13 protein-coding genes are annotated in these 16,723 nt (G+C 52.0%); 11 read left to right on the top strand and 2 right to left on the bottom strand.

Annotated elements, in window-relative coordinates:
* Positions 1-108: 108 nt before the first annotated feature.
* The 11 genes from GOV45_RS01545 to GOV45_RS01495 all read left to right on the top strand — a co-directional run bounded on the left by GOV45_RS01545 (position 109) and on the right by GOV45_RS01495 (position 13,152).
* Positions 109-858, top strand: a complete 750-nt coding sequence (locus GOV45_RS01545) for a Tll0287-like domain-containing protein (protein ID WP_170473298.1) — start codon at positions 109-111, stop codon at positions 856-858.
* Positions 855-1,142, top strand: coding sequence for a hypothetical protein (locus tag GOV45_RS01540; RefSeq protein ID WP_170473295.1), 288 nt, complete (start codon positions 855-857; stop codon positions 1,140-1,142). The genes GOV45_RS01545 and GOV45_RS01540 overlap by 4 nt, the downstream gene beginning before the upstream one ends.
* 102 nt (positions 1,143-1,244) lie before the next feature.
* A complete protein-coding gene (locus tag GOV45_RS01535; protein WP_170473292.1) occupies positions 1,245-3,560 on the top strand; it encodes a response regulator in 2,316 nt (771 codons plus the stop codon).
* Between the two features lie 18 nt (positions 3,561-3,578).
* Positions 3,579-3,944, top strand: a complete 366-nt coding sequence (locus GOV45_RS01530) for a response regulator (RefSeq protein ID WP_170473289.1) — start codon at positions 3,579-3,581, stop codon at positions 3,942-3,944.
* A 6-nt stretch (positions 3,945-3,950) separates the two neighbouring features.
* Positions 3,951-5,498: an adenylate/guanylate cyclase domain-containing protein gene (locus tag GOV45_RS01525; protein WP_170473286.1), complete on the top strand. Its 1,548-nt coding sequence runs from the start codon at positions 3,951-3,953 to the stop codon at positions 5,496-5,498.
* A gap of 326 nt (positions 5,499-5,824) precedes the next feature.
* On the top strand, positions 5,825-6,358 hold the full coding sequence (locus GOV45_RS01520) for a hypothetical protein (RefSeq protein WP_170473283.1): 534 nt from the start codon (positions 5,825-5,827) through the stop codon (positions 6,356-6,358).
* 762 nt (positions 6,359-7,120) lie between these two features.
* On the top strand, positions 7,121-8,134 hold the full coding sequence (locus GOV45_RS01515) for a tripartite tricarboxylate transporter substrate binding protein (protein WP_170473280.1): 1,014 nt from the start codon (positions 7,121-7,123) through the stop codon (positions 8,132-8,134).
* A 71-nt stretch (positions 8,135-8,205) separates the two neighbouring features.
* On the top strand, positions 8,206-8,751 hold the full coding sequence (locus GOV45_RS01510) for a tripartite tricarboxylate transporter TctB family protein (RefSeq protein ID WP_170473277.1): 546 nt from the start codon (positions 8,206-8,208) through the stop codon (positions 8,749-8,751).
* Between the two features lie 7 nt (positions 8,752-8,758).
* Positions 8,759-10,249, top strand: a complete 1,491-nt coding sequence (locus tag GOV45_RS01505) for a tripartite tricarboxylate transporter permease (RefSeq protein ID WP_170473274.1) — start codon at positions 8,759-8,761, stop codon at positions 10,247-10,249.
* A gap of 30 nt (positions 10,250-10,279) precedes the next feature.
* A complete protein-coding gene (gene sauS, locus GOV45_RS01500; RefSeq protein ID WP_170473272.1) occupies positions 10,280-11,665 on the top strand; it encodes an acylating sulfoacetaldehyde dehydrogenase in 1,386 nt (461 codons plus the stop codon).
* Positions 11,662-13,152, top strand: a complete 1,491-nt coding sequence (locus GOV45_RS01495) for a class I adenylate-forming enzyme family protein (protein WP_170473270.1) — start codon at positions 11,662-11,664, stop codon at positions 13,150-13,152. The genes sauS and GOV45_RS01495 overlap by 4 nt, the downstream gene beginning before the upstream one ends.
* Here the strand turns inward: GOV45_RS01495 and GOV45_RS01490 are convergent.
* Complete coding sequence (locus GOV45_RS01490; protein WP_217362369.1) at positions 13,149-13,913, bottom strand: sulfite exporter TauE/SafE family protein; 765 nt, start codon at positions 13,911-13,913, stop codon at positions 13,149-13,151. The genes GOV45_RS01495 and GOV45_RS01490 overlap by 4 nt on opposite strands.
* Positions 13,913-16,711, bottom strand: a complete 2,799-nt coding sequence (locus tag GOV45_RS01485) for an FAD-binding and (Fe-S)-binding domain-containing protein (RefSeq protein ID WP_170473263.1) — start codon at positions 16,709-16,711, stop codon at positions 13,913-13,915. Before GOV45_RS01485 ends, GOV45_RS01490 begins: the two co-directional genes overlap by 1 nt.
* Positions 16,712-16,723 lie beyond the last annotated feature (12 nt).

The following is a 16,723-nucleotide window of genomic DNA, read 5'->3' as shown; positions in this document are numbered from 1 at the left end:
TTTGGCGGGGCAATTCCAGTCGGTTCGAATTCCTCTGACAGTTTGGAGATTTTTTGCTAGGCTAGCTTATTGTCACGGCACTCGACTTTACGTGGAGGCGTTGGTCTATTGAAAAATCTGATTATAACAGCAGCAGTTATTTCAAGTGCATTCTGCACGCTTGGTGCGGATGGTGTTGCAGCGCAAACCGCAGAAGAAATTGAGACAGGCAACCGACTTGCGGCTGTGTTACGAGCCGGCAGAAGTGTGGTGTCGAACAGCCAAGAATTAATCAACGATCCTAATGTCACAGACAAAGGGCTTTCCGGTGACGTGTTTTACGAGAAAGTTATCCAGGCCTACTTGAACGCTAATGGCGAACAACCGCTGCATGATGGATTGGACCCATTGGAGCGTAAACTTACCGAGACGCAGCTTAACGCTATGGTCACGGTAATCGACGCAAACCAAGAGCTGATAAATGCCGAGGGAGTGGCTTTCAAAGGATTTATTCCAGCGGTTTTTGCGCGGTTGGTAAATGAACAGTTCGCAGGTGAGATTGGCACGTCTGCTATGGTTAAGGTAACGGCGCCCTCAGAACTTGTCCGCAATCGCATGGCTCGCCCCGACACTTGGGAAAACTCAGTGATCGAAGAAAAGTTCAAGGATTCTTCTTGGGCCGAAGGGCAACCGTTTTTCGAAGAAACTGAAGTTTCTGGGAAGCCCGCGTTCCGTATGCTTATCCCAGAATACTACTCCCAGTCTTGTCTCTCATGCCACGGATCGCCAGCGGGCGAAACGGATGTGACCGGTTTTCCCAAGGAAGGTGGACAACTTGGCGATCTTGCCGGCGCAATTAGTATAACGCTTTTTAAATGAAACAAAAATCTGGTGTGAGCGACGGTTGGGGGTGGGTGTCCAAAAACACTATTCCGGTGCGCATTGGTTCATTGTCTGCGTTATTGTTGGCTGCATTGGTTGTTAGCACCATCGTAATGGTCTACGACCTAGCGCTTAATCAAGCCCGCATACAAGACGCCAACATTGAGTTTCACCGACTGGAAGTAGCTGGCCAGGCAGACCGTCATTTTGGGGAAATGAGGTACTGGTTAACTGACCTTTCTGTCAGTTTGCTGACCCTGTCGGAACGTCGCGCCAATTAAGCAAGCACGAAGCTCAAAAGCAGCCTCGAACAACTTGCCGCTTTTGCGCCAGGTTCCGCGGCAAACGTCCAAGAGCAGGCAAATTCCTATTACGAAACTTCCATGCAGGCGGCCGATGCTTATACCGATGGCAACAGAGTGCTGGGAAATACTTTACTTGCACAAGCCCGAGTGGCTAGTGATGAAGTCGACAAAACGCTGACGCAACTGGTCGAAGACCTATCTGAAAGTGCCGACCGGACCAGAAACGAAGCAACTGTCGCCGCCAAGGCTGCGATGAACCGAGCGATCATGGCGTGTATTGCCATTGTGATTATGGGAGCACTCCTTACCTGGCGTGCTCTAAGGTCGATCGTTGTGCCTCTGAATGCAATCAACGTTGCGATTTCAGGCTTGATCCGGGGTGAAAGAGATGTGGACCTGCCACCTGAAGGCCCTGATGAGCTAGGTCGGATGTCCCAGGCTCTGAGGGCGCTGCGCGACAGTCAGGAAAAGCGACGCGCATTAGAAGAAGAGGCACGTGCGCAGCGCAATACAATCCTGACGGCAATTGAAACAATTCCAGATGGATTTGCGCTGTTTGACAATGAAGACCAGCTCGTGCTCTTCAATGATCGGTTCCGTAGCATTTTCGCACATGTGGACGACATTCTTGTGCCGGGCACTCGGTTCGAAGACATCTTGCGGCTACAACTAAAACGAAAATCGGTTGATACCGACGGTGTACCTGATGAAGAGTGGGTTCACCAGCGGATTGCACGACATCGCCGTCCAGATGGCGATCGCCAGGAAGTATTACTGGGTGGCGCTTGGATTCAGGTGTCGAAACGCCGGACACCCGACCGAGGTACAGTCGCCGTCTATAGCGACATATCCGACCTAAAGTCCAAACAGGAACAACTTGAAGAGGCCAATGCACAGGCTGTCGCTGCCAGCTCAGCAAAAAGCCAGTTTCTAGCTTCCATGAGCCATGAGCTGCGCACACCATTGAACGCAATCATCGGCTACAGCGAAATGTTGTCCGAAGACGCACAAGATATGGGGTTCCAGACAGCGACTGATGATCTGGAGAAGATAATGGCTTCTGGGCGACACCTACTCTCGCTCATCAACGACGTTCTTGATCTATCCAAGATCGAAGCCGGTAAAATGGATATGTACCCGGAACGTTTTGCTCTCCGACCCTTGTTGGACGAAGTCGCTTCTACCGTGGTGCCCTTGGTGAGCAAGAACAGCAATGAACTGGTTCTCTCTATAGATCTTGAAGATAATGACGAGATTGAAACCGACAAAACTAAGCTTCGGCAGAACCTCTTCAACCTGTTGTCCAACGCGGCAAAGTTCACCGAAAGCGGTAAGATTGAGCTTCTTGTCTCCAAAACCCGGAAAAACGACACGGATTTCTTTCGGTTTTCGGTGCGAGACGAAGGTATCGGAATGACTCCAGAGCAAAGCGACAAGCTTTTCCAAGCGTTCGTACAAGCTGATCAGTCTACTACGCGGAATTTCGGAGGCACCGGACTCGGTCTCGCGATTGCACAGGAATTTACGCGTATGATGGGTGGACACATTACAGTTAGCAGCAAAGAGGGTGTTGGATCGACCTTCTCTTTTGAAATCCCGGCGCGCTACGAGACCGTTTCCACCTTGGTTGACGATCACAGCGAAGCCTCATCCGAAACAGCTTTGGGCCGAGTGCTGATCGTGGACGATGAAGAAGACGCAAGGAACGCAGTTGCCCAAATCGTTCGTGAGGAAGGTTATGAAGTTTTGACGGCCCCGAACGCAACAGCGGGCATGGAAGTCGCGCGAATGCAACGGCCTGACGTCATTATACTGGATGTTATCATGCCTGAACGCGACGGTTGGTCCATGTTGAAGGAACTCAAGGCGGACTCGAAGCTTTGCGAGATTCCAGTTGTTCTAGCCACGATTGTCGCGGATCGCGACATGGGCCTTGCCTTTGGCGCTATCGAGCATTTGATTAAACCGATAGATCCAACGCGTCTGATTGCAGCGCTGGAAGCAATCGCCTCGGGGCGCGACAAGGATGTGCTGATTGTTGACGACGATATGTCAACGCGAAACCTGTTTCGCCGTATTTTAACGCGCAATGGTTGGACAGTACGCGAAGCGGCGGACGGTCAGGGCGCGCTTAGCCAATTGAAATCTAAAAGGCCGACTTTGATGGTATTGGACATTATGATGCCCAATGTGGACGGTTTCGATGTACTCAAGACAGTTCGCTCTACTGACGGACTTGCAGATTTACCGGTGATTGTAGCGACGTCTAAGGACCTGACGCGGGATGAACTGGATTGGTTAAAAGCCCATTCCGGGGAAGTCATCCGAAAAGGCGATACGGGTCGAGGTGATCTGCTTGCTGCACTGAAGCGCCAGCTACAAGTTTATTCATGAGTCGGAAAGATTAAGGCGATGGCAAAGATACTTATTGTTGAAGATAACGATATGAACCTCGATATGCTGTCGCGCCGCCTGCAGAGAAAAGGCTATCAAACTGTATCGGCCCGCGATGGCCGGGCCGGCGTTGAACAAGCTCTATCGGACAAACCGGATCTAATATTAATGGACATGAGCCTGCCGGTAATTGACGGGTGGGAGGCGACAAGAAAGATAAAAGCTAACCCGGATACCAAAACTATCCCAGTTGTCGCATTGACTGCGCACGCGATGCAGAGTGATCGCGACAAGGCCATGGATGCAGGTTGCGATGATTTCTATACCAAGCCGATTGAACTTCCTGGTTTGCTGGAAATAATCGAAAAACTGCTGGACAGGTAGCGAGGCATGGTTGCAAAAAACCGAAAGGACAAGTTGGCACTGGCCACAAGCATTTCCCAGAACCTCAAGGGGCCATCGGAGGCGATCGTAGGGTTTCATAACCTGCTGATCGAAGAAGTGCGTAGAACTGGTCCAGAAGCCGCGCTGGAGGATTTGCAAAAGATCGGAATCGCAGCAAGCAATCTTGTTCAGATGGTCGAGGTTTTGGGGAAAGGTATGCACCAAATTTCTGCCGACAAAGACGCTCAGGCGAAATTACGGCATGATTTCCGCTCGCCGATCAATGCGATAATTGGCTATTCGGAAATGGTGCTGGATGATTTCGAGGTAGATCTCGAACCTTCCGCTTGTAGAGACATAAACGCTATCCTGAACGAAGCGCGTAGGCTGGCACTCCAGATCGACGTGACCATTAATGGGTCAGACATTCAGAATAACGCAGAGGGGAGCAACAAGGACGAGGAAATTGCAGCCAGTCTTGAACGCAGTCTTACGGCCCCGGAAGTCGGTCGCGAAATCCTGACTGGGCACATCTTGGTGATTGATGACGAGGCGGCCAATCGCGAAATTCTGACCCGGTTGTTGGAACGTCGAGGACACAGTGTGCGGTCGGTCGGGTCTGCTAGGGAAACTTACAAGTCCCTGAAGCGCGAAGGATTCGACCTTGTTTTGTTGGATATTCTTATGCCTGAGGTGAATGGCATCGACGTCCTCGAAAGAATGAAAGAGGATCCGTCTTGGCGGGAAATACCCGTGGTTATGGTTTCAGGTCTCAACGAGACTGACGCTATCGCCAAATGCATCAGTGTCGGCGCAGAGGACTATTTGCCAAAACCTATCGACCCAGTTTTGCTGCACGCGCGCGTGGACGCATGCTTGGAACGTAGTCGCTGGCGCGCTAAAGAATTAGCGTTTACTAATGAGATCAAATACGAACGTGACAGGGCAGACAAGTTGCTACACTCGATGCTGCCCGCGCCCGTTATTAAACGACTAAACGATGGCGAAACAAACATCGCAGATCGCTTCGTCGGAGCAACCATAATATTCGCAGATATTGTAGAATTTACGCCGCTGGTGGCCCGCATGGACGCCGGCGATTTAATTCTGGAATTGTCTAGATTGTTTACTGCTTTTGATGATCTCGCCACCATGCACGGTATCGAAAAGATTAAGACAATTGGGGATGCCTACATGGCGGCGTCGGGTATTCCTTTGCATCGTAAGGACCACGCGCACGCGGCCATAAGCTTTGCACGTGACATTCTCAGGACAATGTCTGACAGCACAATAAGCAGCGCGGGGCTGCAAATCCGCATAGGCGTCCATTCCGGGCCAGTTATTGCCGGTCTTATTGGGCGAAAGCGTTCAATTTATGATGTTTGGGGCGAAACCGTGAACCTTGCGAGCCGTCTCGAGGCCACAGGAAGGTCGGGGCACATCCACATCTCAGCACAAACCAAAGATGCGCTGGGCGACCATCTGCCAAATGCGGAAGCGCAAACTCATTTTGTCAAAGGAGTGGGAGAAATAACGTCCTACTTTGTAGCCTGAGGCTTGTGCCGTGCATTGTACAATAATCAGATCGCTTGACAACTAAAGGCGCTGATTTTGATCGTGTCGCAAAAGCCAGGTCATGTTGCTAAAAGTGAATGAATGCGTTCCAGAGCCCGGCGGTGTCCGCATTGGGTTCGATGCAGCCATTCCCGAAATATTCGTCTGCGCCCGCTCTGCTGATAATGCAGCTTTAAAAAAACCAGCAAATTTCGAAGTGGCGGTAATTAGCTTGTTCGACGACTTCGATGAGAACTGGTTTTACTGTATTTCGAAAATGTTCAGAATAACTAACATTGTTCAATCTGATTTAATGGGAGGTACAAATGAAACTAGTTCCATTCACAGCAGTTACCTTTATTGCGGCGGCTACCTTCGCCGTACCGGCTTTTGCATCGGATCCTATTCCCGGCGCTGAGGATGGCTTTGCGCCGTACGGCGATCCCGTCGAAGGTTGGAATGTTTTCATCGATGCAGAGCGTCAGGCTTGCTTGATTGAGCGTACAGATGACTTTGGCAACGCGGTCCAGATCGGCCTTACCAAGAATAAAAAGCACGCCTACATTGGAGTATTCACTTTGGCGGATGTTGACATCAAAAACAAACAAAAGGTCGAAATTGACGTCAACGGGTTTGTGTTCGACGGCAAAGCCCGTGGGATGAAAAGCAAAGACCTGCGTGGCGACTACAAAGGCGCCTACTTTGTTATCAAAGACGACAACATGGTGAATGCCATTATGCAGGAAGGGACACTGACGGCCTTCCCAAAGAAAACCAACCAACCGGTCAAAGTAGACCTGACTGGCGTTAGTGCGGCGGTCGAAGCTGCGCGCACGTGTACCGACGGTATTTCCAGTTAAATCTGAGCGCTTCAATTTGCACTAGCACTTGGTGCTAGTGCAAATATCTCGTGTGAGACGGAGATTGATTCCGACGGAACGCTATCAAACGCCGGTGGCGAGGCAGTGGATCGCAGAGAGTTCTGCGGGCGGTACGAAACCAAGTATTACTCAATAATGGTCAAAACCACAGCTATTCGAGGGAATTCATCGGATGACAGTTTAAGCTGCGCAATGTGGAAGCTTCAAATATACTTATGATCCCCGTTATTCATGCGTGAAGTCTGCTATTTTTACAAGTGAATTTATCGTTAGCATAGCAACGTAACCATTTGTCAAAAATAAATTTTTTCACATTTTTGATGACCCAATAACTGTCTGGAAAAATTGAACTGGTAACTTTGTTCGTAAAGAAGCTCGTCCCATAACTCGAAACAAAAAAGTATGTTGGATTGAACAAACCTGATCGCAAATGAGACTAGGTCGTGGATGATTAAACGGTAGGCCGCGATCCGGTTGCAGAGCAGCGGCAAATGTATTCTTCGTGTCCGCTTGAACAAATGATGCGACATTTAAATGGGTGCCCGCTCGTCTGGCAAGTAAGGCGACGAGGATAAAATCTTTATATTTGAGATTTTATATATTTCTAGACAGATCAAATCTTGTCCAATACCAATTTCCTCGCACGGGCTATGCTAGAACTTTACCAATCCAAGGTGATCGTGAGACCGTACACAAGCTATGAGCAAACAATAAAATGAAGTGCTCGTAAGGGAGGAAAACATGAAAAGACTATTTGGGGTGACTTTTTTTGTCGCCACGCTTGCTGCTGGTGGTACAGCGTTTGCGTTCGAATGCAAGCGCAGTGAAGCTACGATGGAAAAACCGGGCGGTTTCCCAGAGCGCGCTCTGACCATGGTTGTACCATACGGCCCCGCAGGTGGTTCAGGCCAGGTTGCCGCGGCTATGGCCGAGGCAGTAACAGAACTGACTGGTGTCCCTATCAATCGCGACCACAAACCAGGGGGATCGGGCACTGTTGGCATGACCGCCTATATGGCGTCGCCTGCAGACGGATACAATGTTTTGGAGCATATCGACGACGCGTCGTCAGCCCATGCCCTCGACTCGTCTGTGCCGAACCCCGCAGTGGACCTAATCCCATTGGTAACCAGCCAGGTTACGTTCTCGCAGGTTTATATCCGCGCAGACGAAACGCGCTTTACCGATTGGCCCTCCTTTGTTGAGTGGGTTAAGGCGCAGGACGGTAAGGCCACGATCGCCAACGTTTCCAAAGAAGGTTCCATGGAACGAGTGACGATGAAATTCATCACTGATGCCACTGGAATGTCGATCCAACAGATTTCTTTCGACAAAGGTGCGCCGCGCTACGGGGCTTTGCTTGGTGGTCAGGTTGACGCACTTTTTGAGCAACCAGGCGACGTGCGCAACTTTCTGGATGCAGGTCAGTTCAAGCCGATACTGACAATCTTTGATGAGCGTCCAGAGGTCTTTGCAGACGTACCCACACATCGCGAGATGGGGATGGATTTTGATCCTTTGCTGCGCTTCCGTGGCTTCTATGTCCACGCGGATGCTCCTGCAGAGAACGTGGAATGGCTTCAGTGGGCGTTCCAACGCGCTTATTGCGAGGACAGCTATCAGGCCTTCAACGAGAGCAAATTCATGACTGTGATCGATAGCTATCGCGATACAGAAGGCTCTGAACAGTTGATCACGCGCTCAATTGATCAATATCGCGACGTCTACAAGGCCATGGGCCTGGATGTGAAGTAAGTCGCATATAATACTAATGGCGTGGTGCCTATGGGTGCCGCGCCTTTTCACGCGAATTAGGGGTAGGAACATTGGGACGTTTGACGCGCACCCACGTGATAGAGGCGGTAATTTTTCTGCTGGTTGTCGTGATTTTTTATGCCTTTTCCTTCGAATTCAATCAGCCGATTGAGATTTATCGTTTTGGAGCTACCGCTTGGCCACGCGTAGTAATCGGGCTTTTGCTGATCGCGACGTTGGGCAATATCTGGTTTCAGTACAAGAACGGCTCGGCCGCGCAAGGTACGATCGGTCAAAGTGACGACGAGGCTGACTTCAGCGAACCGGGCACAATCCTTCGCATGTTTGCCGTTCTATTGACTCCCTTCCTCTTTGCCTGGCTTTTGAAGCCGGTGGGCATATATTTCAGCGCACCTTTCTTTATTGCGGCCATTATCTGGCTTTTCGGAGAGCGTAGATGGAAAGCCATCTTGGTAATGACTTTTGTTATCTATGTCCTTTTCATTGGACTGTTTCTGGTGATCCTTAACGCGCCCTTACCGCAAGGCAACACTTCGCCCTTCTATGATTTCAGTGCATGGGTCCTCACAATGAACGCCAAGCTACAGGGGCTGTGACCAGACAATGATCGAGAACTTTCTGGCCGGAACCTCAGCGCTTTTTGGTGACCCGTTTACCATTGGTATCTTCGTCTTCGGTGTCATCGGAGGTATGCTTTTTGGCGCCATCCCGGGCGTCAGCATGCTTACCTTGGCGGCTATCCTTCTACCTTTCACGGCGGGGCTTGAGCCAGCTCAAGGGGTGATGCTTTTTGCCGTTATCTACTGCACCGGGACCTATGGCGGCGCTATCACTGCAATACTTTTCAACATTCCCGGTGCACCGGAGAATGCGCCGACCGCCTTTGACGGCTATCCCATGACCCAAAAAGGACAATCTGGGAAAGCGGTTGGTGCCGCTGTGCTTTGTTCTGCCATCGGTGGGGTTGCTTCAGCCTTGGTTATGATGGCGGCTACGGAGCCGCTTGCGAACTGGGCGATCCGCAATATCGGCCCGCCAGAGATCTTCGCGCTGGTCTTTTTCGGTCTGGCTGTCGCTTCTTCGGTTGGTGCGCGCACCATTTGGAAGGGTTGGATGTCGGTCCTAATCGGACTTTTGATAGCCACAATCGGACAAGATCCAGTGGGTGGCATCAATCGCTATAATTTTGGTCTGACAGATTTGGCTGCCGGCATTGCCTTCGTGCCTGCAATATTGGGGTTTTTCGCTGTCTCCGAGATTTTTGTGCAGGCGGAAAAGAAGGCAAGCGGCAAGTACAAGGCGCCAAAGGTCAGCATGTCTTTTCCGTCGTTTCTTGAGCTTTGGATGCACAAGATTGCAGTATTACGATCAATTGTTGTTGGCTTTTTCTGCGGAATCTTGCCTGGCATCGGTGCAACTTTGGCGGCCTTCATGAGCTATGGCGAAGCTGTGCGATGGTCGAAAAACCAAGAAGAGTTCGGCAAAGGAAAGCTAGAAGGCGTTATTTCGGCGGAAACGGCGAACAACGCAGCAACGGGCGCAGCAATGATCCCGCTTCTGGCGTTGGGTCTTCCGGGCGGAGCGCTTACTGCGATGATGGTCGCGGTTTTCCAGATGCACGACCTTCAGCCAGGACCTTTAGTGTTCATGATGTCGCCGGACCTAATCTGGATCGTTTTCGCAGCCATGTTCTATGCCAATCTTTCGATCTTGATAATTGGGCTGGTCGAGACAAAGACGATTCTCAACCTTTTGAAAATTCCATTTCAGTTCCTGGCTCCGTTGATATTGATCCTGGCAACTGTCGGCGCCTACATCAGCCGTGGACTGGTTTTGGACGTAATGGTGATGTTTCTTGCTGGTATCATTGGATATTTGCTTCGCCGGTCAGGGTTTTCTATCCCCGGAATCGTATTGGGGCTGATCCTTGGCAAGATCGGCGAACAGAACTTTGCGCAAGGTTTGCAGATGGTGCATTACGATTTGGGCACTTATTTCTCGCGTCCGATCTGCGCTGTCTTGATCTTCGCTGGAGTTTTAACGTTGGCCACCAGTATCTACCGTGCTTTTACAACGACACAAAAGTCAGTGTAAGTCGCTTGTAAGCCCTAGGAGGACGCAGGCATGAGCGAAAGCCTTGTTGAAACCATCGTAAAGCGGTCACGCAATGCTCAGGCGCGATATGAGGCAAATGGCTCTCAGGAACGTTATGATCGAGCCGCGCAAGCCGCTGCATGGGCAATCATGGAACCGACGCGGAATCGAGAGCTTGCCGAACTGGCGGTAAAAACCACGGGCCTTGGCAATGTGCCGGACAAGATCACCAAAAACCACCGTAAGACCCTTGGGCTCATGCGAGACATCCAAGGGGCGGTTACTTATGGAGTCATGTCGGATGATCCTTCGACGGGGATTACCAAAATAGCCCGGGCCAAGGGTGTTGTCGGTGCGATCGTACCTTCAACCAACCCTGCAGCCACACCTGCCAATAACATTATTAACGCGTTGAAATGCGGCAATTCGATTGTCGTAGCGCCGTCACCCAAAGGTGTCGCCTGCGCGGAACGGTTGATCCAATATGTCCACGCTGAATTCAACAAAATCGGTGAAGACCCGGATCTTGTGCAAATGATCCCTGCGCCTGGATCCAAGGAAAAAACCCAAACTTTAATGGAACTTTGCGACATGATTGTCGCGACAGGCAGCCAGAACAACGTGCATCGCGCCCAGACGGCCGGAACCCCGGCAGTTGCAGTAGGCGCAGGCAATGTCACCGTAATAGTTGATGAGACGGCAGACCTCGCTGATGCTGCCGAGAAAATCCGCGCGTCCAAATGCTTTGACAACGCTACATCCTGTTCATCCGAGAATGCCGTCGTCGTCGTGGACGCGGTCTATGACGAATTTATCTCCGCTATGGCTAGGGCAGGCGGAACACTTGTGGATGACGAAAAAGGAATCGTCGAAAAACTATGGCCCGGTGGGCATCTGAACAGGTCTGTAATCGCGCAAGATGCGGACAAGATGATCGCTGCGTTGAATTTGGATGTTCCCGAGGGGACAGAATACATCGTCGTTCCAACATCCGGCATCGGCCCCGATCATCCTTTGTCTGGAGAAAAGCTAAGCCGAGTACTGGCGCTTTACCGCGCGCCAGATTTCGAAACCGCTGTCGAGGTCACGCGCACCATTCAGATGTATCAGGGCGCGGGCCATTCAGTCGGCCTTCACTCGGCAGAGGACAGTCGAGCTGCGATACTGGCCAATGCAATTCCCACAAGCCGCGTTATTGTCAATCAGGCGCACACTTTTGCGACGGGCGGATCATTCACCAACGGCATGCCGTTTTCGCTCAGCATGGGGTGTGGGACATGGGGCGGGAACTCGGTGAATGAAAACGTCAACTATCGCCACTTTCTGCAATCAACGAAAATCATTCGCGAAATTCCGGCGCACGAGCCAAGTCTGGAGGAGATTTTCGAAGAGTATTGGAATGCAGCAGGACAATGAAGTTCGACAGGAATACCCCGCCAGCCGGATCCGTACGCGACTGGCTTGATGCGCGCGCCGAGGCAGGCGGCACTGCTTTCATATTTCCCGAAACTGACGAAGTTTTGCACTGGCCCGCGTTAAGGGAGCATGCGGCAAAGGTCGCGGGTGATCTGACCGCGCAGGGTATAGCCAAGGGTGAGAGCGTTGCTGTGATGCACCCAAATGGGTTGGAAGGTGTAAAGGCGCTATATGCGGCTCTCTATGGTGGGTTTCGCGCGACCATGCTCAATCTCGCGGCGGGTCCCGACGCGTTGGGTTATGCGATGGAACATTCCGAAGCCCGGGTGGCTTTCGTGCATGATAGCCAGATTGAAATGTACAGAAAGGTGCGTCCTGACAATTTGCATCGTTATACGCCTAGCGATGCCAGTGAAGCGTTGCATGAAGTTGAGGCATCCGATGATGCACTTTTGATGTACACCTCTGGCACTACGGGTCGTCCTAAGGGAGTCGTACATACACAATCCAGCTTGTTGGCAGGGGGATGGACCGTGAGCGTGGCCCATGAGTTAACCTCTCAGGATCGCGGTATGGGCGTCCTGCCATTTTATCACATCAATGGGTTGTGCGTGTCGGTTATCGGCAGTCTGGTTTCCGGAGGATCGCTCGCCATGGTGTCGCGGTTTTCGGCCAGCAAATTTTGGAACCAGGCCGAGACTGGTGGTATCACTTGGTTCTCAGTTGTTCCCACGATCATCAGCCATCTGCTACATGGCCAAGCCGAACCTAGTCCGGCGCTCAAGAGGCGGCTCCGTTTTGCCCGCTCGGCCTCCTCCGCGCTTGCTGTTGAAACCCAGCGCGGATTTCAGAACCGTTTCGGCCTTGCAATCGTGGAGTCTTTGGGTCTGACCGAAACCGCTGCGCAATGCCTTGTTAATCCGCTGGATCCCCATCTTCACAAAATCGGTTCTGCAGGTAAGGCTATCAGTAATGAGGCACGGATAGCCGATGATGTCGGCACCGAATGTGCGCGCGGCGCCGAAGGCGAAATCCAAATCCGCGGCCCCAATGTTATGAAGGAATATCTCAAGAACCCCGAAGCCACCAAAGCCGCGTTTCACGGGGATTGGCTTCGCACAGGTGACTTAGGACGCATGGACGCCGATGGGTATGTGTTTGTTACAGGGCGTTTGAAAGAGCTGATCATCAAAGGGGGCGAAAACATTGCACCGCGTGAAATAGACGAGGCGTTGTATGAGCACCCTGATGTGGTCGAAGCCGCTGCGTTCGCGCGACCGTGTGCCCAGTATGGCGAACGCGTCGAAGCAGCGGTGCGTCTAAGCGAGGCTTCCACTGCCACGGGTGAAGAACTGCGATTACTTTGCGAAGAACGAGTCGGTAAGTTCAAGGCACCTGAACAAGTGCATATTCTGGATGAACTGCCCAAGGGCCCATCCGGCAAAATTCAGCGGCTTTATCTGAACGATTTGCTTTACGGACCTTAACTAAGACCGTTTGCGATTAGCCTTAGTCCCATTAACAAAAAGGCCGTGAGAACCGCCTTGCGAAACAGTTCTTGGCTGACCCGGTCGCGTAACATCTCACCAATTCGAAAGCCAACTAGGACTACACAGAGGGCGAGTGCTGATTTCAGCAACATCGGAAAAGTGAGGATACCGGCAACCACTTGTCCGGCACCCAGTGGCAGCACGCCAGCCAAAAATAAAAAGCCAGTCGTACCGATGAACCGTTCTTTGGATACGTCACGCGCCACCAGATACATCGCTACAGTCGGTGACCAGATCGAGCTTATACCGCCCAGTGTTCCTGACAGCACGCCAAAGCCCAGGTGCCAGCCGCGCCCTGGGCCGATCCTTAATTTTATCCCAAGCAACAGGTTTAGCGAGAAAAGGACCATGGCAACGCCAATAGCGACCGTCAGAAGGCTGGTGGGGTAATCCGAAATAAACATTGAAGTCACAAAGATACAAACCATGATCGCCAAAGCGAAAAGCCAGTATTCTCTTGCAATGTCCCATTTGTTAGGCGCGCGCGCGAACTGCAGGGAGTTTGTTGCGAGAATAGACAACCAAAGCAGCGGAATCGCCTCGGTTGGGGGCATGACAAGTGTCAGAAAGGCCATTGACGCAGCAGGCAGCCCAATACCCAAGAAACCTTTCACGATTGCCGCGAATAGAAAAATTGCGATCAGTTGCGCGGATTGCACCAGATCGAAATTCTGGATGAGATCGGCAATGGCTGCCATCATCGGGTTAAAGCCTGATCCAGAACAACAGCAAGACTGTTTGCATTACGGTGTGTCACATCTCTGATCTGGCAGCGGCAGGAAAATCCGTCAGCGACAATTAGCGATTTTTCCGAGGACGCGCGGATCGCCGGAGCGAGTGACAACTCAGCCATTTGACGGGATACCTCTTCTGTTTCCGTCTGATACCCAAAAGGCCCGGCCATGCCGCAACACGAACTGTCAATCATCTGTGCTTGTGCGCCTTCAATAGCGTTTAATACGTCTACAGTTTCTTGTGCAACACCGAATGCTTTTTGATGACAATGCCCATGCACAAATATCTGCAAGCCCGGCAATTCAAGTCCTACCGGCGGGTTCTGTTTTACATACTCGGCAAAGGTCAAAATCTGCGCACCCATTTCTTCGGTCCAGTTCGGAATAAGGTTCACCGCCTCATCGCGAAACGTCAGGGTGCACGATGGTTCCAGCCCCACAATGGTTTTTCCCTTTTCCAACGCGGCGCGAAAAACTTCCGTCGTGCGGTTCAATTCAGCTATCGCTTTGTCGGTCAGACCTGCTGAAAGGTAGGTGCGCCCGCAACATAGCCTTCGTCCTGGGGCAGACAGAACACCGACGCTGCGCCCCGAACGCTCGATTACGCGTTGCGCGGCGTGCAAGGTCTCAGGATCGAAGTGGCAATTGAATGTATCCGAGAACAGCAGGACGTCACCGTCCGATTTTCCTTTGAAGGGAGCGTGAAACTTGGGCAGTTGGCTGGTTCTGCTAAAGCCTGCAAAACTTGCAAACCTACTGAAATTGTTTGCAATTGGTCTTGTCTTTGCCGCAAACGGAGCCAAACGCGGCAAATAGGCGATGATACGGTCGCGTAACCTGAGCCCGTGTTGGGCAATGCGCGCTGCTTGCACCTCGGTTTTCATTTTGGCCATGTCAACCGACATCGGACATTCAGATTTGCAGGCTTTGCAACCTACACACAATTGCATGGAGTCCGCCATCTGATCTGATGCAAAAGCGTCAGGCCCAAGTTGCCCCGTCAACGCCAAACGCAATACGTTTGCGCGGCCTCGCGTAAGGTCTTTTTCAAGTCCTGTAACCCGAAATGACGGGCACATGACCCCGCCCGTGCTTTTGCGGCAGGCCCCATTGTTGTTACACATTTCGGCAGCACCGCTCAGCCCACCAGGCCAATCTGACCAGTCAAATACCGTGGTCGGGCTTTGTTGTGCGTAGCCTTCGGGCCAACGCATCAAGCTGCGGTCATCCATCTTGGGCGCTCGAACAATCTTGCCAGGGTTCAGCATCCCGTCTGGGTCAAATCTATCCTTGATTTGCTCAAATATGCGCACCATACGCGGCCCGTACATTCGCTCGTGAAATTCAGACCTTACAATGCCGTCTCCGTGCTCACCCGAGTGCGATCCCTTATAAGCGGCCACAAGATCAAACGCTTCTTCGGCAATAGCGCGCAACTGGCGAAGGCCCAAGTCTTGCCGCAGGTTCAGGACAGGCCGAACATGCAAAAGCCCGACCGAAGCATGGGCGTACCAAGTCCCATCTGTACCGTGTTTGTGGAACACATCCGTCAGCCGACTTGTGAAATCTGCCAGATGGTCCAGCGGGACAGCGCAATCTTCTACGAAGGACACCGGTTTTCCCTCGCTCCGCATAGACATCATGATGTTCAATCCCTGCGTGCGCACACCCCAGATGCGCGCCTGAAATGCCGGATCCTCTGCCTCTATGACTCCGCCTTCATGTTTACCCGGATCGTCCCACCGATAGCCCAGTTCAGCCATCAGATCGCCCAATGCCGTTAGGCGGCGGCGGTTTTCCTCCGGTGTTTCGGCAAACTCGACAAGTAGGATAGCTTGGGGTTCTCCGCGAACGAAACTGTCGACGATGGGACGGAATTGCGCGATATCCCGGCCCAGTCGGATCATATTGTGATCGACTAACTCGACGGCCACGGGACCAAGTTTGACAATGTGTTGGGCCGCATCCATTGCCGCATGAAATGTCGGGAAATGGCACACGCCCAGCGTTTTGGTCCTCAAGATTGGAGATAGCCTCAGATCAAGTGATTTGGTGATCGCAAGCGTGCCTTCCGAGCCAACCAAGAGCTGCGCCATATCCGGATTGTCACCCAAAAGCGCATCGATATTGTAACCGCCCACACGTCTGAGGACTGACGGAAAACGTTCTTTAATTTCAGCCTGTTCGCGCGCAGCCAGTGCCAGCATTTCGGTGTCGAGAGGTTGGTCAGGTCGCGCGTTTTCAAATCGACGTAGATCGCCGTTAGCAAGCATTGCCTCCAAGCTCAGGACATTATCTTGCATCTTTCCGAAACGGATAGAACGGGAGCCACAGGAGTTGTTTGCCGCCATACCGCCAAGGGTGGCGCGAGAAGCGGTGGATACGTCGACCGGATACCACCAACCGTCCGCCTTTAATCGACGGTTCAGATCGTCGAGGACCAGCCCGGGCTGTACCTTTATCCGGCCGGCCTCTGGGTCATAACTCAGAACTTTTTTGAGATGTCGACTGAAATCGATCACAAGCGCGTCATTCACAGTTTGCCCTGATTGCGATGTCCCGCCACCGCGCGGCAACATGGCAATGCCTTCTGACTTTGCAAAGTCCAGTGCCGCTTCGACATCCCCCCATGTCTTTGGCACGAGTATTGCGCGCGGCATGATCTGGTAGATCGACGCATCTGTGGCATAGCGCCCGCGATCAAAACGAGAGGTCAGAACCTGACCTTCAACTCTACTTTTCAATCTGTTGTAATCTGGCATTCAAACTTGACC

Source organism: Ruegeria arenilitoris, assembly GCF_013035425.1.
Lineage (GTDB): Bacteria > Pseudomonadota > Alphaproteobacteria > Rhodobacterales > Rhodobacteraceae > Ruegeria > Ruegeria arenilitoris_A.
Note: the sequence above shows the minus strand (reverse complement) of the source record. Positions and strands in the feature narration are given on the sequence as shown.

Coding starts and splice junctions, on each gene's coding strand:
- GOV45_RS01540 (WP_170473295.1), top strand. CDS start 855: ATGAAACAAAAATCTGGTGTGAGCGACGGTTGGGGGTGGGTGTCCAAA.
- GOV45_RS01535 (WP_170473292.1), top strand. CDS start 1,245: ATGCAGGCGGCCGATGCTTATACCGATGGCAACAGAGTGCTGGGAAAT.
- GOV45_RS01530 (WP_170473289.1), top strand. CDS start 3,579: ATGGCAAAGATACTTATTGTTGAAGATAACGATATGAACCTCGATATG.
- GOV45_RS01525 (WP_170473286.1), top strand. CDS start 3,951: ATGGTTGCAAAAAACCGAAAGGACAAGTTGGCACTGGCCACAAGCATT.
- GOV45_RS01520 (WP_170473283.1), top strand. CDS start 5,825: ATGAAACTAGTTCCATTCACAGCAGTTACCTTTATTGCGGCGGCTACC.
- GOV45_RS01515 (WP_170473280.1), top strand. CDS start 7,121: ATGAAAAGACTATTTGGGGTGACTTTTTTTGTCGCCACGCTTGCTGCT.
- GOV45_RS01505 (WP_170473274.1), top strand. CDS start 8,759: ATGATCGAGAACTTTCTGGCCGGAACCTCAGCGCTTTTTGGTGACCCG.
- sauS (WP_170473272.1), top strand. CDS start 10,280: ATGAGCGAAAGCCTTGTTGAAACCATCGTAAAGCGGTCACGCAATGCT.
- GOV45_RS01495 (WP_170473270.1), top strand. CDS start 11,662: ATGAAGTTCGACAGGAATACCCCGCCAGCCGGATCCGTACGCGACTGG.
- GOV45_RS01490 (WP_217362369.1), bottom strand. CDS start 13,913: ATGGCAGCCATTGCCGATCTCATCCAGAATTTCGATCTGGTGCAATCC.
- GOV45_RS01485 (WP_170473263.1), bottom strand. CDS start 16,711: ATGCCAGATTACAACAGATTGAAAAGTAGAGTTGAAGGTCAGGTTCTG.